12 protein-coding genes are annotated in these 22,094 nt (G+C 31.2%); 2 read left to right on the forward strand and 10 right to left on the reverse strand.

The annotated features are described in order from the left end of the window. Nucleotide 1: 1 nt before the first annotated feature. From ACUUYC_RS02535 to ACUUYC_RS02545, 3 genes are all read right to left on the reverse strand, one after another. The gene (locus ACUUYC_RS02535; protein ID WP_474263482.1) at nt 2–367 is read right to left on the reverse strand and encodes a hypothetical protein; all 366 of its coding nucleotides are present in this window, start codon (nt 365–367) and stop codon (nt 2–4) included. Beyond that, complete coding sequence (locus ACUUYC_RS02540; protein WP_474263484.1) at nt 361–3,588, reverse strand: ABC transporter permease/M1 family aminopeptidase; 3,228 nt, start codon at nt 3,586–3,588, stop codon at nt 361–363. Before ACUUYC_RS02540 ends, ACUUYC_RS02535 begins: the two co-directional genes overlap by 7 nt. 65 nt (nt 3,589–3,653) lie before the next feature. Continuing rightward, a complete protein-coding gene (locus ACUUYC_RS02545; protein WP_474263486.1) occupies nt 3,654–4,535 on the reverse strand; it encodes an ABC transporter ATP-binding protein in 882 nt (293 codons plus the stop codon). Nucleotides 4,536–4,754: 219 nt separating this feature from the next. On the opposite strand from ACUUYC_RS02545, the gene ACUUYC_RS02550 reads away from it, so the two are divergent. Continuing rightward, nucleotides 4,755–5,786, forward strand: coding sequence for a sensor histidine kinase (locus ACUUYC_RS02550; RefSeq protein ID WP_474263488.1), 1,032 nt, complete (start codon nt 4,755–4,757; stop codon nt 5,784–5,786). Further along, a complete protein-coding gene (locus ACUUYC_RS02555) occupies nt 5,786–6,511 on the forward strand; it encodes a LytR/AlgR family response regulator transcription factor (RefSeq protein ID WP_474263490.1) in 726 nt (241 codons plus the stop codon). Before ACUUYC_RS02550 ends, ACUUYC_RS02555 begins: the two co-directional genes overlap by 1 nt. A 78-nt stretch (nt 6,512–6,589) precedes the next feature. On the opposite strand, the gene ACUUYC_RS02560 is transcribed toward ACUUYC_RS02555, so the two are convergent. The 7 genes from ACUUYC_RS02560 to ACUUYC_RS02590 all read right to left on the reverse strand — a co-directional run bounded on the left by ACUUYC_RS02560 (nt 6,590) and on the right by ACUUYC_RS02590 (nt 21,551). Then, the gene (locus tag ACUUYC_RS02560; RefSeq protein ID WP_474263492.1) at nt 6,590–7,903 is read right to left on the reverse strand and encodes a S28 family serine protease; all 1,314 of its coding nucleotides are present in this window, start codon (nt 7,901–7,903) and stop codon (nt 6,590–6,592) included. Between the two features lie 43 nt (nt 7,904–7,946). Further along, a complete protein-coding gene (locus tag ACUUYC_RS02565; RefSeq protein WP_474263494.1) occupies nt 7,947–10,976 on the reverse strand; it encodes an aminotransferase class III-fold pyridoxal phosphate-dependent enzyme in 3,030 nt (1,009 codons plus the stop codon). Nucleotide 10,977: 1 nt separating this feature from the next. Beyond that, entirely contained in the window at nt 10,978–12,993 is a 2,016-nt protein-coding gene (locus tag ACUUYC_RS02570; protein WP_474263496.1) for an MGH1-like glycoside hydrolase domain-containing protein, read from the reverse strand. Nucleotides 12,994–13,353: 360 nt separating this feature from the next. Beyond that, the gene (locus ACUUYC_RS02575; RefSeq protein ID WP_474263498.1) at nt 13,354–14,382 is read right to left on the reverse strand and encodes a T9SS type A sorting domain-containing protein; all 1,029 of its coding nucleotides are present in this window, start codon (nt 14,380–14,382) and stop codon (nt 13,354–13,356) included. A gap of 7 nt (nt 14,383–14,389) precedes the next feature. Beyond that, entirely contained in the window at nt 14,390–15,598 is a 1,209-nt protein-coding gene (locus ACUUYC_RS02580; RefSeq protein WP_474263500.1) for a hypothetical protein, read from the reverse strand. Nucleotides 15,599–15,691: 93 nt separating this feature from the next. Further along, on the reverse strand, nt 15,692–18,898 hold the full coding sequence (locus ACUUYC_RS02585) for a leucine-rich repeat domain-containing protein (RefSeq protein ID WP_474263502.1): 3,207 nt from the start codon (nt 18,896–18,898) through the stop codon (nt 15,692–15,694). Nucleotides 18,899–19,010: 112 nt separating this feature from the next. Continuing rightward, entirely contained in the window at nt 19,011–21,551 is a 2,541-nt protein-coding gene (locus tag ACUUYC_RS02590; RefSeq protein WP_474263504.1) for a ligand-binding sensor domain-containing protein, read from the reverse strand. Nucleotides 21,552–22,094 lie beyond the last annotated feature (543 nt).

Raw genomic sequence — 22,094 nt, forward strand, 5'->3', positions numbered from 1 at the left:
ATTACCTTATTGTTTCAATTACAATGCTCACATTATCATCAATTACACGTTCTATTAATAAACGTTTCGGGTCAATAGCTGCTTTTGCAGGAATTTTGTCTACTTCAAAAGTGAAATTCATCTGTTTGGCTGTAATTAGCACACGCTTTACAAATAGCAATTCTTTTTCTTCAGCATCAGCATATACGCCAATTTCAACCCAATCGTGCTGTGCAACTTCGTGTGATTTTCCAGCACTATCTATAGTAAACTTAGTAGCTTCAATGGCCATAGTAACTTCAAATTTTCCGTTCGATTTTGCTTCATAAGTCGCGTTTGTTACACTGTAATCATATAAAGTAACCTTCTTTAACCAATCAGTTAACAATCAGTTAACACATACTTTAAATCAGCTGGAATTTGCGGTTCTAAATAGGTTAAAAAATCTAATGTTGTTGGATACGGAACATCTTTGTACGCGTATGTTTTTAGAAATGCTCGCAATGCATCATTTACTTTGTCTTCTCCAATATACTCTTGTAACGCGTATAATACTAAACTTCCTTTTCCATAATGAATGTATCCTTGATCTTCTACGATATATAATGGCTTTTCTTCTCCATTTTCAGCACTTCTTCCTTTGAGATAACGTTCAAAATCATACGCTAATAGCTTCTTCATTTTAATAGGATCTTTCAATTCATTTTTCATAACCATCAAGGATGAATATTCTGCAAAACTCTCCGACAACATTGTTGCGCCTTGCACATTAGCGCCAATTACTTGATGTGCCCAATATTGATGTGCAATTTCATGTGCAATTGTTGAATAGATGATGTTGTAATCTTCTACATTTGAAAGATTTGTAATAAATCCGCCACCTTCTGTATATGGCATTGTTCCTGGAAACGCTTGCGCAAAATTGTAATACCTAGGAATTTCTACGACTCTTGCTTGCTTGTGATAATACGGACCAAAATTCTCTGTATAGTACCTCAATGATTTTTCTACCGCAGCAATCATAATGTCAATATTATAATCGTGCGTTTTATGATAATAGATTTCTATGTCGATTCCGTTCCATTTTTTACGAGTCACTTCATATTTGGCGGACATAAAATTGGTAAAGTTTAATGAAACATGATCATTTTTATATTTAAAATATGAACGTTCATTTTCAGTCCATTGCTTTACTAAAGTTCCTGGCGAAACTGCAATTTGATCATTTACTGTTGATAGCGTTGTTGAAATATTTACCCAATCTGACATGTTTCTGGTAATGTAATTTTCTGCTTTTGCATGTTCATCGTCTAATGATTTCATTCCTTCATGTTTTGCCAAACCTCTATTTTCACGATCACTAGCACTTGAAATTTCATTATAAACTTCATATCCGAAAGTTGGCAAAATATCAGAGCTATCGAAGAATGTGCCATTTTGAACTACACGAATGTTAGATACTGAATTTTCAAAACCTTGGCTTGTATAGGTTGTTTCTAATTCAATTTGCATCGTTTCATTCGGTAGTAATGGCGTATGCAGTTTGAAGATTTGATATCCTAATGTTGTATCATTATGCACTAATACTGCATTCGGAATTGTTACCTTTTTTTTCCAATCGGACTTTTTTAATAATATACCTTCATTACCAAAACTTGTAAAGTTTAACAAAGAATAATGTAAAGAATCTATCGCTTGATTTCCTTTATTTTGTATCGTAACTTTTGCTTTTGCTACTACATTTCGCTCATTTGGATAAATGGCAATATCATAATCAATAGCTGTAATTTTTGGTTGCAAAACGCCATCGTATTGCTTGTATTTTTTTTCATACGATTCTTGCATATCTTTAATTTCGTCTACTGAATGATATACATTGACTACTTGCGTATTGTAGTACACAAAGCTTGTTGTTGCTACAAATAAAATTGAAACAATTGTTAAGCATACGATGTAACTTTTTGTCCATTGTTTTTTAGCAGATTTCCACCTATTTTTTATTCCGGTTAAGTTTCCTCTGACCCAAAAAATACTTGTAAAAGTTACGAGTACTATTCCGAATAAAATCCAATACAGATTGAACCAATTTTTAGCAATTGCTGCGATACTAAAACCATTCATGTCAGAATATGTATACGTTGGTGTAAACCCAAGATTCATCATATATGATTGAATTCCAAATGCATCAACCACAATAAATTCAAACAGAAATAATAATAACACAGCAATGAAATAGGCTATATACTTATGATTTACAGCAATTTGAATCGTAATGAAAATACATGCCCAAGTAATGTATAACGGCAATCCTGAGTATAAAAAATCTAGTGCATATACGCCAAGTTCTAGATTTGTATAGCCATTTGATAACTGATATATAATAGAGACAATAATTAAGAAAATGTCAAATACTACGTTAATACTTATTAAGGCAACTATTTTTGCTATTAATACTATTAAAGAATTGTGTGGTGTTCCGTCAATAACGCCACTGATATGATTTGCGCGCGCTCTCCAAACCAATTCTCCACTAAAAAATACTAACATTATCATTCCAACAATCATACTTATTGGACGACTAAAATCTAACATTTTATTGGTTACAGGATACGATTGCAATCCATAATATTCAAGTCCATTGACAAGTTTGTTTATTAAAATTAACGCGCCAATAATGAGCATAATTTTAAACGTATTACTTTTAAATAGCGTAAAGAAATTAATTTTAAAGAAGCTTATAAATTGTGCTTTTTGTGATTTGAAATCAAAACTGCTTTTCGCCTTTGGCAAACTAACTAGTTGCGTCGTTTCTGTAAGTATAGCTTTCTTCTCTTTTTTTACTTTTTGATTTTTCTGTGTAAATGAAAACGACAGGTATGAAGCTACCAATACTACCGTTGCAATAACAATCCAAACGATTCTATTCAACACTAACAATCCACTGAATGATACGATTTCGGTATTCTTCTCAAGACTTGTAAAGTATTTTGTATCAATTGTATATGCATTGATTCCTAAAATATCTGTCAATGCAGCCCAACTCTCTGTACTTACATCATTTAAAAATGCTCCAGAAATTAAATATCCAACAATAATCAAAATTGTTCCAATGAAAGATACTATGGTACTTTTCCATTTATTTGCTATTGCAAAAATTAGTGCGCCAACAATAAACATGTTTGGTAAAATGAACAGGAAGAAGTTATTTACAAATGCTTTTCCATATAAAACGCCCATTCTATTTGGGGAAATCATTTCCATATCAACAGCCATGTCCGTTCCCAACATAAATCCTACGAAAACTCCTAGTAATGGAATAATAGCTAATATTAGTGCGCCAAAGAAGCGCCCGAAAAAGTAACTCGTCTTATCAATTGCGGTGCTAAAAAGAATGCTACTAAAATTGTGCTGATAATCTTTTAAAGCAGCATTATTGAAAAATGCTGTTGCAATGAGTACTGCAAATAATGACAATCGGCCAATGTAAACCGACATAATGTAAGGCGCATTTTTAAATGTATTTCCAACCGATCCGCCAAGTGTAATCCTTTCATTGACAACTCCAATAGTAGTTATGAGCGCGAATAAGAAGAAAAAAATGTAAAGCATCGGGCTTTTGAAACCGGTTTTTATTTCTTTGAGAAAAAATGTTATAAACATACTATAGCTTTTGATTAGTTAGACTGTTGAATCGTATTGATTTTTGCAAAAAAGACATCTTCCAATGTAGGTTGTACTTGTTCAAATCCTTCACCTGGGTTTTTATCGCTTAGGACATGAATTAAAGGTTTTCCTCCTACCATTTTGTTAGATATTACTTTGTAATCATTGGCATAATTTTCCAATTCTGTACGCTGTATCATTTTTTGCCATACCTGATTGTTTAATTCTTCAATAACAGCTTCTGGTTTTCCTTTACAAATCAATTCTCCGTGATTCATAATTGCCATATTTTGACATAGTTCTTTTACATCTTCTACTATATGTGTCGATAGAATTACAATCACATTTTCGGCTACGTCCGCTAAAAGATTGTGAAATCGGTTGCGTTCTCCTGGATCTAATCCTGCAGTTGGTTCATCAACAATAATAAGTTTCGGGTTTCCAATTAAAGCTTGTGCAATACCAACACGTTGTTTCATTCCTCCTGAAAAGCTTTTTACAGCTTTGTTTCGTTTTTCGTATAAGTTTACTTTTTGCAGTAAATAATTCACTAATTCTTTTCGCTCTTTTCGTTGTGAGATTCCTTTTAGTATTGCCAAATGATCTAGCAATTGCTTCGCAGTGATTTTAGGATATACACCAAATTCTTGTGGTAAATAACCTAGTACTTTTCGGAGTTCTATTGGATTTTTTAGGATGTCAATTTCTCCTAAATACGCAGTTCCAGTATCAGCTTCTTGAAGTGTTGCCAGTGTTCGCATTAAAGAAGATTTTCCTGCGCCATTTGGACCTAATAACCCAAACATTCCTGTTTCTATTTCTAAAGAAAGATTATCTAATGCTTTTACTCCATTAGCATATGTTTTGTTTAAGTTTTGTATTGTGAGCTTCATGTGATGAATGTTTTTAAATCTTGTGTCAAAAGAATAATTAAGCCAATTACATTTCAACTTTTTTTAACCAACAGTCCGTTTTTAAACATAAAGAGTCATCTGTGATACTTTAACCTTGTTTATTGATAAAAACAAAGCGTTCATGCGTAAATATGTCGTGTTTATTAAATAGAATAGGACGCTTCTATTCCTTTTTATATTTTTGTGATTGTACGAATTATGGAAACGATATCTATCAAAAAAAAAATACTCATACACGCTTTACTATTAGTTAGTATTTCTGTGTGTATTGCAATGCTATTCTCTATTTCAGTTTGGGAAACCTTATCTATTACTACTTTTTCAATCTACTTTTTACAAGCTTCATCAAGCATTATTTTTTTATTAGCTCCAGCTATATACCTAATAGTATACTGGTTGATTCCTAGATATCTTGTTCCTAAAAAGTACATTCAATACACCCTGTTTTTAATTTTATTAATTGTTGTTTGGGGATTATTTATAGGAACTGTAGAACCTTGGATAGACGAACATTGGTTTAATGAAATTAATGAGAAAAAGAAAAGTCCTTTTAATGGAGTTTTTGCCATGATGTTTATTATGTTGATTACAACATTACTGAACCTTTCCTATCGTTGGTTCATTCAACTTTCTAGAATCAAACAGATTGAAAATGATCGACTTCAACTAGAATTATCCCTATTACGAAATCAAATTAATCCACATTTCTTTTTCAACACATTGAATAATTTATATGCGCTTTCGCTTGAAAAATCAGATCAATCTCCGGATATTATTTTGAAACTTTCTGAGATGATGCGTTATACCATTTATGACTGTAAAGAGGAAACTGTTTCTCTTACTAGTGAAGTAACATATTTGGAAAATTTTATTGCGTTACAAAAAATGCGACATCATAACCGTGGACAAATTAGTTTTGAAAAAGAAATTACGAATGATCGATTGCAAATAGCTCCCATGATTTTGATTGTGTTTTTAGAAAATGCCTTCAAACATGGATTTGATTTGCTCGAAAAAGATGCTTTTTTAAAAATTAAACTAACTGTAAAAGAACAGTTTCTTCATTTTCATATTGAGAATAATTTTAATGAAGTCGATGAAAAAAATGAAATAGGAATAGGACTTGAAAATGTAAAAAGAAGATTATCTTTAATTTATCCAAATACGCATGAATTACATATTACTAAAGAAGAAACTGTGTTTTGTGTGGATTTAAAATTAAATATCTAATGAATTGTATTACTGTAGATGATGAACCTTTAGCGCACAAAATTATAAAGAATTATTGTGACAACCTCTCGTTTTTAACCATCGAGAACGAGTGTCATTCTGCTTTTGAAGCGATCAATTATTTACATGAAAACGAAGTTGATTTGATCTTTTTAGATATTAATATGCCAAAACTAAAAGGATTAGATTTTTTACGAACGCTCAAAAATCCACCGTTAGTTATTGTCACTACTGCGTATCAAGAGTATGCAATGGAAGGTTACGAATTGAATGTGATCGATTATTTATTAAAACCGTTTAGTTTTGAACGTTTTTTGAAAGCTGTACAAAAAGCCCAAGATCATAAAAAGTTATTGGATTTGTCTGAAAAAGGAAGTTCCAAACCGAAAACTATTCAAATGGCAACTCAAGAAACGAACGTTGAACGCATCTTTATTAAAGGAGATAAAAAAATTCATCAAGTACAATTAGACGATATTCTCTATCTGGAAAGTTTAGGCAGTTATGTAAAAATTCATTTAGAAAATGAAACAATTACAACTTTAGATCGCTTGACAAATTTTGAAAAATCATTGCCCGAAAATCGGTTCCTACGCATTCATAAATCGTTTATCATTGCGATAAAAAAGATACAAACCATCGAAGGAAATCGATTGAAAATTTCTGAAACTATCATTCCAATTGGAAATGTGTATAAACACAATTTAACCAAAATTATAAAATAATCACTTCCGACTACTTATACCATCTTTTGTTTTACATCTATGATTTAAAAGCAATTAGCTTCATTATTAATGATCAAATTACTTAAGCCAACTATCAATAATAGCATATATTTTTTCTCGTTCTTCTTTGGTGAAATTTCTAATACGAGTTCTATGATCTCCTTTCGATTTGACAAATTTGTACATATCACGGTTTTTCGCATCATTTTTAAGTTCTACAGCAGTAGCACTCCATGCATCATATTCACCATAAATAAAAATCATTTTTTGTGCATCCGTATCTAAAAATGATTTGATTTCTTGCATAGGTTTTAAATCGTAATTTTTAGAAACTCCATCAGGGAAAGCCCAATCAAACTTATACACTTCATCAGTACCTAAATATTTTTTAAACGGAGCAGTTTCATATCCGTAAATTCCTTGTTCTGTTAAAGCAGCCCAAAAATAAGGTTGTAAATTATCTACAGCTTTACGCTCAAAGAAACCATAACCAACAACAGCAATTAAATGATTGTAAATTTCTTGAATATCTGTTGTCTTAAGAGGAATACTTTGAGCTTTATTTCCCCATTGCCAGAATGCAAAAGAATATTCTAAAATGGTGTAATCCATTGCTTTTTCTACACCAAATTCCCAAGTCATTCCTCTTTCTTTAGCTGTTTTTTCTAAAATTTTAAGTAGTTCAGCTCTATTTTCAAAACATAATTCTTGAAAGCTAGTTACTTTAGTACGTTCTTCTTGCGTACCTACATTTTTTAAAAACTCATATACTCGTGGATCTTCTCTTTGATAGTTTAATGGACCTACATAGCATACACATGCATCTACGTTTTCTGGAAAATATCTACGATGCGCCATTGTTGTTTGGCAACCTTTGGAAATTCCTGTTGTGATAAACTTAGCATCAGGATAGATAGCATTTCTAATAGCATTTATAATGTTAGCTTGATCTTTTGCTGCATTCTCAACTGTAAGCGTATTCCATTCAATATTTTCTGGGCGCGAATTATTAAAATATCGATGTTCTATTGTTAATTGATTGCTTTTGTAATGCGTTGCAAGTTCTCCTGCTTTTTCTGTGTAAATTCCATATCCTTGTAATTCCACAAATACTGGAAGTGTATTATTTTCAAAACCTACATATACTTTTTGCTTAAAGGTTCCTTTAGATAAATCGTTGTAATCTATAGGTTGCTCAAACCAAATTTCATAGTTCTCATCAAAATGACTGATAGGATTTCTTTTTTCTATTTTGACAACATTTTTTATGCCGGCCAATCTTTCAAAAGTTGAAACTTCTTTTACTATCGTTTGTGTGTCTTGAGTAGATTTACATCCAACTAAAAATAGTAAGAGTATTGCTGCTGAAAAATTAAATAAACGTTTGGTCATGTGCTTGATTGTTTTTTGATAAAAAAATATGTTTTATTGGAGATTAGATTTGCTTCATAAAATCCTCTGCGAAGATTTTCTTTAAATAAACTAATAGTTCTATTGCGTTCTCTTTGGTGAATACAATTGGAGGCTTTATTTTTAATACATTGTGATCTGGTCCGTCTGTACTCATTAAGATTCCATGATCTTTCATTCTATTGGCTAAATAATCTGTTTGTTCGGCTAATGGATTCAAATTTACATCAACCAATTCAATTCCTAAAAACAAACCTTGTCCACGGATATCTCCTATAATTGGAAATTCTATCGCTAGTTTTTTGAGTTCCGTTTTTAAATATTCGCCAACTTCTAAAGCATTTGCTTGAAGTTTTTCTCTTTTTACTGTTCGCAATACTTCAGTGGCTATAGCACAAGAAACTGGATTTCCACCAAACGTGTTGAAGTATTCCATTCCGTTCGCAAATTTATCAGCGACTTCTTGGGTACACGCTACTGCAGCAATAGGATGTCCGTTTCCTAACGGTTTTCCGATGGTCACAATATCCGGAATTACATTATGCAATTGAAATCCCCAAAAGGTTTTTCCCATACGTCCACAACCTGTTTGTACTTCATCGGAAATACACAAACCACCAACTGCTCTAATTTTCTCATAAGCTTTCGCTAGAAAACCTTCTGGCAATTCTACTTGTCCACCACAACTAATAATTGGTTCAATAATAAATGCTCCTACACCACGTTTTTTATTGTGAACAATATCGATTTGTTTTTGCACTTCTTCAGCATACGCATCTGCTGTATTTTCACCTCTGTATTTTCCTCTAAAAGCATCAGGCATTGGAAAAATGTGAGTGTGCTCTGGTGCGCCAGTTCCGCCTTTACCATCAAATTTATAGGAACTGATATCAACACACATGTTTGTATTTCCATGATAACCAACTTCGCTTGCAATAATATCGCGTTCGCCTGTATTTGCTTTCACCATTCGCATGGCTAATTCATTTGCTTCACTACCTGAGTTTACAAAATGCAACACAGAAAGTTCTGGCGGTAATGTCTCGATTAATTCTTTGGCTAAAGTATTGATGTTTTCATGTAAGTAGCGCGAATTGGTATTAATCAATGCCATTTGTTCTTGGCCTGCTTTTACCACGCTATAATGTTCATGACCAACATGCGCTACATTGTTTACCGTATCAAGGTATTTACGTCCATATTGATCCATTAGATATTGACCAGCTCCGCGCACCATTTTAATAGGCACTTTATATTGAAGACTTAGGCTTTTGCCTAAATGTCGTTTTCTGTAGTTGAGTAATTCATCGTTTGTAATTGTATCGCTTTGTTGTAAAGCATCCGATTTAAATAATAAATTTGGATTTGGACAAAGACTTTTCCATGTGTTTATCTCACTAAAATATGCTACTCCAGGAAAATCTTTTGTATAATTAAACAAAGAAAGCATTATTTGAAAATGTAAATGTGGCGCCCAATTTCCGTTTTCAGGATAATTGCCTAATTCTGCTATTTTTGCTCCTTTTTTAATATGATCTCCAATAGCATGTTGCGTTGCGCTTGAAACCGTTAAATGACCATATAGGGTATAAAATGAGATATTATCTATGTTGTGTTTTAAAACTACCAAACCACCATATTCTTTATTCCCTGCGTCATTTACAGCAATAACTACTTCTCCATCAAGTAACGCATGAACAGCAGTATTTTCGGGTAACCAATAATCAACACCTAAATGAATGGTTCTACTTTCGCGACCATTATTCTTAACAATGTCATATTCTGTAGAAGTGTATATTGGTCGTGGTTCTAAATATCCTCCAGCAATAATTTTAGTAGGAATTGTTTTTTGAAGTTGATTTATTTTAAACTGAAATAGTTCTAAGTCATTAAATTCTTCCTGATGTCCAATCCATTTGCTAGATACACTTAAGTCTAAATGATATACTTCATTTTTAGCAATAGTGGGAAACAAATCAGAGAGTTTAAAATCATTTTTACGTGCCCAATTTTCAAACGTACTTTGATTTGGATGCGCTGTAAAACCACAGGCTTCTCTAAAATTAAGTTCAGCAAATTCAGGATGAATCAAATGCCACTTTTTTAACACTTCCCAAGCTGGTTTTTCGCTAATTAATAGATATTCGTTAGTTGGTTCTTTAATTTTATTGATCGCAGATTTCGTTACAGTAATGACCAAACGCATTGCTATAGTTGTGTATAAATACATTAGTTCTTCTTCCTGCAAAGGAAAGCTAGCATGATAACCTTTTATGATTGGTAATGCAGCAGTTAATGGATCATTGTGTCCCATAATTGCATATGCACAGGTGATAGCTACATCATTGATAATTTGTGTATGAATGGCATCTCCATAATCAATAGCTGCTTTTACAGTTGGATTTAATACATCATCGGAAACAATGACATTATTATCATTTGCATCATTATGTACAACTGCTTTTCGCAGCTTAGAATATGTTTCTTGAGAATCTTCAAATTGTTGTTGAAACGTTGAAAGAATTGTTCGTTCTTCTTCAGCAAATAAATTAAGGTGCTCTTTTGTCCAAAGTGATTGTGCTACGTCCCAAACAAATTTGCGATGCGCTTCTGGGTGATCAAATCCATCTAATGCTTTTGTTAAAGAACCACATTGTTCTCCTAGACTAAGACGTAAAGTGTCTAATTGTGGATTTACACTACTCCAAACTCTTCCTGAAATCCACGTTAACAAACGTACTTTTCGCGTGTTACCAACATCATCTGTAATCTCAGAAATAGCATTCCCGTTTATGTCTTTTATAACTTTTGGAGTAATAAGGTTTTTACCGTTATGATCTGAAAATTGTAATAGTTTTTGCTGAAAGTCTAAATAGTTTTCATCTTCATCAGGTCGAGATATTTTTAAAATATAGCCTTCTTCATTTTCTATTTTTATTCTAAAATTAAAATCTACTTCACCTGGAAGAACAACTGCTGTTCCTGTTATATTAAAAAGCTCAAAGAGAATGTTTTCAGCTTGTTTTATTGTAATTTTTATAGCGTTGTAATCCATGTTATTTTGATAGTAATTGTATGATATGAGCAGCGCTCCAACTAAAGTTTTGAGCGTGTAAGCCTTTACCAGTTAATGGGTGATAATTTTCACGAATCGCTTTTCCTTTTCCTAGTAACCCTTCTGCTCCTTTTATGATTTGAATTGTTGCTTTGTCTGCTTCCGCATGAAAACCATAATTGCGCAAACCTTTGACACCAAAATATGCTTGATCTAACCAATTTGGTCCACGCCAATAGCCTTTTAAAGGATCGAATTTTGGATGATCTGCGCTCATTGTTTGAAACGGAACTTTAGTATAAAATTTTGCAGAATCCATCATTTTTATTTTTACTGCTTCCGCCTGTTTTTGTGTGGCTGCATTTGCCCAAAGAGCTGTCCAACCTTCACTTCCTTCTCCTTTTATAAATGTTTTTCCATCTAATGAAGTATCATAAAACCAGCCATCTATTTCATCATAAAATTGTTTTTGAATTTTTGCTTTTAAGGTTTCTGCTTCATTTCTATATTGTAATGCATCTTTATTTTTTAATGCTTCAGAAAGTTGCGCTAAATATAGTTTTTCAGCATATAAGTATGCATTTAAATCTACACTTTCTTGATCTAACGAATAGGCATCTTCACCATTCTTAAGAATTTTAGAATCATCAAAACGAATGGCATTATCCATTCCGCTTTCCCACTTTGCTGCAACTAAACTACCATCTGTAGAACCATATTCACACAATCCATCTTTATCATGATCGCGCTTATTATACCACCATTGATGATATTTTTCAAGTTTCGGATACATATATTTTACAAATTCAATATCCTTATCTTTTTCATAAATTTTGGCAACAGCCCAAGCTGACAAAGGCGGTTTTGTATCTCTATAATTATGAGCTTCAATAGTAGTATCTCGATATACACAATCGGCAACAAAACCATCATCATCTTGAAACTCAAACATTAATTTGATTTGTTTTTTAGCCAAATTAGTATCGTAATAGGAAAGTCCAACAGCATGTTTCCAAGAATCCCATGACCAAAACCCATTAAACCATTTGTAGTGATAACTTGGAAATAAACCTTCGTGTTTAATTTCTCCAGCAGGAATACGCCAATTGTTTTGTAATGTTAGCTGTGCTTTCGTTATAACTTGCTTGTAAATAGAATCATTGAATGTATGTTTTAGATTCGTAATAAGTGCCTTTAGTTGGTTGTTTTTTTCTAGTTTTCTTTCTTTCAGAATAGCATCAAAGTTACTGGAAGTAATGTACCCTTTTTCATCTTCCCAAGAATATTCAGGAAATATAAAAGTTTGACTTATGATATAGGTTTTTGATTCTCCTGGCTCCAAAAATAATGTTTCAAAATGTGCATTGTAATAATCTTCCACAGTCATTATTGATGTTGATTCCTCAAGAAATTTTATATATCCTTTGGCATTCGATTTTTTAGATGAAAGCACAATAGTTTCATCTTCAGAAGTTACTGTAATATCAATGTCGAATAATTTTCCACTTACCGAAGGATGAAGCGTGATGCCTTTAGAAGTAGTATTTGTTATGATTATTTTTTGAAGCGCCGTGTGACCGGATGCATATACAAGTTCTTGTTTTACTTGAAGTTGCTCATTTTGAAAGGTTTGTTCTAAATGACTAGAAAAACTATGTTGCGATTTTAGAGAAGTGTTCCAATTTATAATTTTAGAATTGTTTTCTCCTTTTAGACTTAAGCTAGCAAGTGATTGACTACTCCAAACTCCATTTTGTTGTGTCATTAAAAAAGGACCTGAAAAACCTACACTATTTGATATTGAATCTTGTAAACTATATCCAAACCAAGCTCCTTGATCTGAAAACATTAAACCAGTTTTATCAAATTTGTGTTTAGGAGTAACCTTGTAGTTTAACACATTTTTACTGAAGGCTAAATAATCAAAATTTTGTTGTTCAACCTGTTTTTCATTTTTGACACAACTTCCTAAAATTGCTGCTAATAGTATTAATAATATGTGCTTCTTTTTAATCATCTTGTTATTAAAAATGGTTTAGGTCGTTATATATTTATTAATATCAATTAAAGTTTGTGTAATTTACTTCTTGTCTTTGAGATAGCAAAATGAAAATGTTATGTTTAACGAAGTAATAAAAAACCGTTATATATCTTATAATGTCATACTCGACTCAGCAATCTTACTAAGTTTCTACCTCATCTAACCCTTTCATTATTTGTAAGTTTAAAACAATAGCAAAAGCGAACAAAAAACAAGAATGTTAATTTGTTCGCTCTTTTGAGTCCGAATCTTCAAAATTTAATTTTTTTGATTGCGTATTTGAAGGAGATAAACCTTTGTGTAAAAACACATTTTTAATTTATCCTATGTTATAGATTACTTGACTATTAATTTAATCGTCGCTTTTTTCTTTTCAGAAACTACTGTCACAAGGTACATTCCTTTTGTGTAATTAGCGGTACTTAATCTTATAGTATCTGTATTATTGTAATTAGCAACAAAGATTCGTTTTCCTAACATATCTGTCACTTGAAGTTGAATTTTAGCATATTGAGAACCTAGCTTTATGTTTGTAGCTGAACGACTAGGGTTTGGAGCTAAAATAAATGTTTCTCCAAAAGAATTCTCCGTTATACTTAACGTAGTTTCAACACCTATTACTTGTGTAAATACAGGTCCCCAAATGTTGTTAGAGTTCTTAATACGTACATTGAATGCGTGAGTTCCTATTGGATTTATAATGTCAATTGATGATTCAGATAGATATTCTAAGGCATTATCAAAATTATTGTCAGTTGCTGAAAAGGCAATGCCGTTACCTTCTCCAGGATCAGTATCCCAAAAGTATTCGGCATCAATTAAAGTTACTGATTGACCAACAACGTCCGAACTTACATCTACCACTTGCGTAAAGATTGGTCCCCAAGTATTGTTTGAGTTTTTTAATCTCACATTAAATGTATGCAAACCAGTCGCTGGAACTGTAATTCCACTTTCTAGAATAGCTTCTAAAGCATTATTAAAATTACTATCGGTTGCAGAAAAAGAAGTTCCGCTGCCTTCGCCTGGATCTGTATCCCAAAAATATTCCGCATCAGCTAAAGTCGTTGAAGCTGCAACAATATCGGAACTCACATTTATTACTTGCGTAAAAATTGGTCCCCAAACATTATTTGAGTTTTTTAATCGAATATTAAACGTATGTAAACCTGTAGCAGGAACTGTAATTCCGCTTTCTAGAATAGCTTCCAAAGCATTATTAAAATTGCCATCCGTTGCAGAAAAAGCAATTCCGTTCCCTTCACCTGCATCTGTATCCCAAAAATATTCTGTATCACTTAAATTAACTTGACTAAAAGAGCAAATACTAAAACATAACAGAAAAAATAAACTATAGTATTTCATGTTGCAATTAATTAGTAGTTCCTATTCCATTTACTTCAAAAGTTGTGGTGCCGTTAAAAATTGTTCTAGGCGTATTCAAAAAACTAATATGCGGCTTTTGCACTTCGCCAGTCCAAAAGTTTGCCCAAGTAAACGATCCGCCGTAAGGACCAATATCATTTACTGTTAAATCAATATCTGTATAAATAGCATCCGAAACCCCAGCATTGATATTATCGCCTGTGGTAAAAAAGTCTGTAGTTGATAGTGTAGCATTGGCGGTATTATTTGTATCTACATCTGCATTACTATTAACTCTAAAATCTGTAGGAGACATGTTGTTGATTAATTGAACATAAGGATTGGAAGAATTTACTAAAACTTCATAATGTATTGAATTTTGCGCATTGATAATATTATTAATTAAATTAATGGACATTCCAGAAGAAGATGTTGCTACTTGAACAGTATGAGTATTTGTAGTCTCTATATAATTATTTACAACCATATACGTATATGATGAACCAACGCTTCCAGTTGCTAAAATTAATGGTATTTGTGAAGATGAGTTTGCCTGAATAAAATTATTGTATATGTTTAGGTTGTAACGTGGTTCACACTGTAGAGAACCATTAATTATTTTATTGGCAATGATATAAACGTCCTCATTAGATACTGCATTATTTCCGCCTTCATAATTAAGGCGTATTTCTCTTCCTTCATTTCCAATAATTTTTCCATGTACAAATTCTAATTCATCAAAACTAGATCCAAAAACATTTATTGTTGAGCGTGCATAGTCTAATAAAATATCACCAGAAATAGTACTATTTATAATATATACTTCGGCTCGTTCTGTATCAGTTGGTAGAAAACTAGAACCATTTTCAGAGATAGATCTGAAATTAATCAAATTAAGATCATGAATTATAATTTTTCTATTAGAAACAAACGCAAGGTTGATATTTCCTTGTACTTCATACTTGTCACCATGAATTTCACTGACAAATGTTAATGATTTATCTATAGTTAAACTTTCTAAGTAAGGAACATTCGAAGGTTTTGGTCGTATGATGATTCTATCACCATCAGTTGCGGCAGTTATTGCAGCTGATATGGTTGCGTATGTTCCTCCAGCTCCGCCATTTCTTACTATTAAATCTGCAGCATTACAGGTAATTGTTGTAAACAGAAAAATTGTTGTAAACTTAATTATGTTTGATAGTTTTATTTTCATTTTCTCTTTGTTTATGATAAACTGAATTTCACTTTTATCTTTCTCAGAAGGAAAACTCAGCTTGATAAGATTAGTACTATATTTTAAGGATGTTTATTTTTTTACAATCAATTTGATCGTTTCTTGCTGATTTTCGATGATTACTTTTATGAAGTATATTCCTGCTGTGTAATTAGTTGTGTTTAGTTTTATCCTATCTACATTGTTGTAATTAGCTGTAAAAACTTGTTTTCCTATTGCATCATATATGTCTATCGTAACTTTTGCATAACTCTTACCAAAACCTATGTTTGTAGATGTACTACTTGGGTTTGGATATACAGTCAATTGACTTGACATTTCAGTATCTTCAACACTTAGTAAATTACATTCTGTTTGATTGTTTACATACGTAGCTGTAGCATCTTTGTCTGGCCAATTCGTCGTACTCCAATTGGCATTATCTACAAAAACACAATTTAGACTTGAGTTGTTTAGCACATTGAAGAATGTCATGTTCGTATTGTTTCCATTCTGAATATTTAATTCAGTTAACGAATTATCTGAAGCACTAAATTGTAATAAATTTTGATTGTTAGAAACATCGAGTGTTCCTATTTGATTGTCATGAAGGTCTAACACCCATAAATTTGACATGTTAGTCGTATTCACAGAAGTGAGCATGTTTTCGCCTAGATATAGATAATAGAGTAATCCAGTTGAATTTAAATTTATAGTACTTAAAGCATTGTTTGTCCCTATTAGTATACCTAAAGATGTTAAACCGCTTAAGTTAATTGTACTTATTTGGTTATTTCTGAAATCTAAATGGAATAAGCTAGTATTGAAAGATAGATCTAAATTCGTTATCATATTATCGCCACATTCAAAGTGATATAGCAATCCGTTTTCTTCTAGATAAACACTTGTCAATTGATTATTATTACAATAAAAATGAGTAAGTTGAGTATTGTTTCCTGTGGAAATATTTGTGAGTGCGTTGTCGCTAACATCTAAAGTATTTAGAAAACCTAATCCATCAACATCTAAACTCGTTAGTTGATTGTTGTTACAAAAAAGTCTTTTTAGTTGAATATTATTATTTAAGTCAACAGTAACTACATCATTATTGTGGAAGTCTAAAATTTCTAGCAAACCAAAGCTTTCAATACCTGTAAGATCTACTATATTTTTGTCTGAAACATCTAAATATATAAGCAATTCTACTGCTTCTGAATATATATAATCGTCTAATGGACCAAAATCGTATCCTAAGTCAATTAGCGCTTGTTCAAAATTATCATCAGGTACGTACGTTCGTTGTGGAGTACTGCAACTAGTACTAAAAGTAGATGATGGATCAATGTTTGTCCAGTGTGTATTACTCCAACTAGCATCATCGACCTGTATACAGCCTAAATTAGGATTTGAGCCTGCAAAAAAGTATTGAAAATTTGTATTGTTTCCGTTTTGAACATTGAGTCCAGCAAGATTGTTATTATTACAATATAGTTGGTCTAACAACGTATTGTTACTTACGTCTAGGTATATTACATTATTGGAGTGAATTGATAGTACAGTTAGTTGTGTGTTGTTTGTTAGGCTTAATCCTGCTAACGAATTATCAGGAACTGCAATACGATATACTAAGGTATTTGTAGTAAAATCTAGGTTTGTTATTTGATTAAAGCCTGCTTCAAACCTTTCTAAAAGTGTATTTGTACTTGTATTTACTGTAGTAAATTGATTGTAACTTCCATAAAATTCTTTTAATAATACATTGTTTGAAATATCAATTGTTGTTAAAAGATTGTCTCCAACGGATAAAATTTCTAAACCAGCATTTGCAGTTACATCAATACTTGTCAATTGATTTTCATAGGTCACTAATGTGTTGAGATTTGTTAAGTTACTTACGTTTACACTAGAGATTTGATTGATTGCACATTGAAATTGTTGAAGTTGTGTATTGGCAGTTACATCTACAGTTGTTAGTTGGTTGTTATTACAATATAGTTCTACTAAAAGCGTATTGGCACTTACATCTAGGTTTGTCAAATTATTTTCATCAATGTCTAAATATGTTAAAGAAGTATTTGCACTTAGATCTACTGAATTCAGTGAGTTTTGCCATAGAATTAATGTTTCTAGCTGTGTATTATTACTTAAATCCACTGCTGCTATTAGATTGTTTTGACAGTTTAAGCTAGTTAGCATTGAAAAATCTTCTATTCCAGTTATATCAACGATTCCTTTGTTGCTTATATCTAAAGTTGTGATTCCACTAATATTTGCTGTCAATACATAATCATCCAAAACTCCAGAATCATATCCTAAATCTATTAAAGCTTGTTCAAAATTATTATCTGGCACATATGTGTATAGATAATTACAATCCGTATTAAAACTTACATGCGCATCAACAGAAGTCCAATTGTTAGTACTATATGTTGCATCATCAACTTCAATACAGGTAAGATTTGGAGTATCAGTTACATAAAATGTAGTAATCGCAGTATTGTTTCCGTTTTTTAGGTTTATGGTTTTCAGATTTGTTGCATATTCGGCATACAATCCTTTTAGGAGTGGATTATTGCTTAAATCTAAATGCTCTAATGTAGTTAGGTTAGCGCTTAAATTTAGGTAAAGCGTTTCTAACAATACATTATTACTTAGGTCTAATCCTTCAATTGGGTTTCCAATTAGATTTAAAAAGAAAAGATCTGTATTGTTACTGAGGTCAATTTCTGCAAATTGATTTCCATTAATTTGTAATATTTTCAAAGCAGTAGTTCCAGAAAGGTCTAATGTTGTTAAATCATTTCCAGAGCAAACTAAATCTATTAATGAGCTATTATTTACATTAAGGTTTGTGATGTTATTAGCATTACACTCAAGTTTTGTAAGTGAAGTATTTGAACTCACATCTAAACTCGTCAAATTATTAAATGTAAGATATACTTCTTCTAAATTTGTTAAACCTGTAATATCAATACTTGTCAAATCCCCAAATGTAGCATATATATGAGTTAAATTACTATTACTTGTAAAATCGACTGTTAGTATTTGATTATTTGAAATTCTTACCGTTTGAAGCGCTATAAAGTCTGCAATTCCTGTTAAATCAGTTATATTGTTTTGTCCAACATCTAAGTCAGTAATGGTATTTATATTTGCAGTAGGAACATAATCATCTAATGATCCTGAATCATACCCTAAATCAATAAGCGCTTGTTCAAAATTATCATCAGGAACATAGGTATTCTGAGCAATAATTATAATTGGAAATAAGACAATAACACAAAGTATTTTTTTTATCATTATAAAATGTTTAGAAAATTACAATGCGCAAAAATATTCGGCTATAATATAAAAACACCTTCTATTACTAGGTTTGTGACGAAAGAAGTAAAAATAGTGACAAATAGAAATTCTACAATTTTATATTATCAAGTTCTTTCAAATAGGTTTTACCAACAGCAATTTTTTCTTTGTTGATAACCACCCAATTTCTACCTTTTGCAGATACTTGATCAATACGAATTATATGTGATTTGTGGATACGCAAATATTCTAAAGGATCGGGAGTTTCATGAATAAATGTTCCTATTTTGCAACGTATTGTGTACGTTTCATCTTTGGTAATAATATCCAAATAATTCCCTTGTGATTTTAGGTACAGTATTTTATGGGTACTTATTTTTATATCTTCTCCATTTGATCTGACTAAAAGATATTTTTCTTTTCTTTTTAAATATTTTATAATCAAACGCATCAATTCTCTTATCACATCTTTATTATACGTTAGCACTCTTATTTTAAAGAATATGTAAATAAGTCCAGAGAATAGAAGAATACTTAATGCATAAAACCAGTTTGTTCTCCAAAATGGAGGATGAATTATAAATACTTTCGATACAGTAGTATCAGTACAATTGTTCAACACACATGCTTTGGCTTCAAAAGTATATTTCCCAGGACTTAATGAAGGAAAGGATACTACTCTATTTGTCGTTTGTTCCCAGACTTCTCCAGTTTCTTTTAATCTGTATTGATACCTTATATTTTCAGTATATTTATACGTTATAGCCTGTAAATGAAAACTCAGTTTATTATCAGAATATGACAAACTGAGCTTGTCATTTAGTTGCTGCTGTTCTCCATTAACTGTAATTGCATTTAGAGATAAAAAATTAGCTTTTGCCTTTTCCTTCTGGTTTACTATTTTTTTTGAGAAATAACACAACCCTTTTACAGTTCCGACCCAAACAGTATCATTTATAATTTCTACATCTTCTATTTCATTACTTATCAAACCATCTTCTTTGGTCAGTGTCGTAATTGAATATTCATCATTGTTTTGAAATACTATTCTATTTAAACCACTATTTGTACATGCCCATATTATGGAATCATTTTCTATATGTACTTCATTGATAATATCACTAGAAATTCCTTCTTTTTTGGAAATATTATAAACAGTATCTCCGTATACTATAACACCTGAACCTTGTGAAGCTATATAAGCTTTATTTGTATTATAATTTACATCTATATCATCTAACCTACTTTTTAATACGTTTAATTTATTTGCTATATTAAATACTGAATCTTGTTTCTTCACATACAAACCATCTGAAGTTGCTATTAAAATAGTGTCATTATACCAAACGACATCTTGTATTAAAAATGACACATCAGTTCTCCTGAAATTGTCTTTATTTTTCTCTAAGATATATGTTAAATTTGAAGATAAAAATGACTTATTTCTAGCAAATGATAGACTCCTTACGTAATTGCCCCAAATAACTTCTTTTGTATTAAAGTTCATTATTTTACGATCGGACACGCCATATAATGCATTCGTACTAGTGTTAAACTCTACTATTGTTGAAGGATATTCATATGTAGAAGTGTAAATGTTTTGTATGGAATCGTTTGCTTTTTTGGCGATATCACCGTTTTCAAAACCTAGAAACAAATTATCATCATCATCTTTTGTTAACGATACAACTTTATTAGTTTCGATACTTTGGATTTCTGCATTTTTAATATAATAGACACCTGATGTAACCGTTGTAAACCAATAACCTCCTTCATTGTCTATTAAAAAATTAGACACTGATTCGTTAGGCAAGAATTCATTAAGTGTTTCACCGCAATAATCAACAATTTTAACACCACCATTTCTATACCCTATAAAAAAGGAATCATCATTTATTACTTTTATTCCGATTGGTGTTTTTTTGTTGTATATGATATGATCAGTTAATTTTTTTTTAATCAAAACTTCCTGATTTGCCATAAATATACTCATGTCATTATCTAAAGAAATTCCATTTATGTTATTAGATACTGATCCTCTTTCTATATATATTATTGGTTCTTTTTCTGGAATATTAGATGACATAAAAAAAACTCCATTTTTAATACCAAACTTCATATCTTCATGATATTCAGTATAAAAATTCTCATCCACATACTTTTTTACTAGCTTCCCTTTATCATTTATACTTGTAAATCCATTCATAAAATATCCGCCTATATATATATCATTATTTATAAGAGAAATACTTTTTATAATGCTACCTCTTCTAAGTTCTTTCTTTAAAACATCATTGTATTCATACAAATGAAAACCATCAAACATTTCATTAAAATAAAATAGTTTTTGCGTATGATATTCATAGCACCAAATTTGTCCATTTTTTTGAGGGTAAAATTTTAGAATTGTATTTCCGGGCAGACCATCACTTGTTGTATAGTTTTTAAACTCGTATCCATTGTAATGAGAAAGTCCTTTGTCTGTTGCAAACCAAATATATCCTTGTTTATCTTGATATACATCATATACTTCTGAACTAGGTAAACCATCATCTACAGAGAAATGTTGGTACACATAATTTTGCGCAGTAACAGAAACGCAATAAAACAATGTCGCAATAATAAAAAAGTAATACTTTTTCTTTAGCATGAGAATGAGTTGTTTGACAAAAATATTATTATTCTAAACAATAAGGAAACTTCAACAAAAACATATAAAATCGTTTGTCACTATTTCATGTACGTTCATCACTTTTACATACGAATACTACCTTTATAATGATACAGTGCATAAAGTTACTCTTTAGATAAAGGCATTTTTTATTCTTATTCAGAATCTTTTTTTTGAGACTTTCGACAACTAAATAATTGTGATCCTGTTTTTTATTTCGAAACTAGAATTAAAACACATATCTCTTATTTATAAGATACTATTTATTAAAATTAAATACTTGTATCAACCGTAAATTACACTTGTAGAGAATAATCTTAACAAACTAGAAGTCTTAACTTTCATTTGACTACGATTTACAAACCTCAGCTATTTATATGTATATCAAATTTAAAATTTGAATCATACAAAGATTCCTTTTATCCCAATATCGAAAGCGTTTATCACTTAGCAATGAGCTTTTATAAAGCGCCACTATCAATGGTTTATTTTTATTCCACAAAGAAGTTTCTTTGGATCATT

The organism is Kordia sp. E (assembly GCF_056033805.1).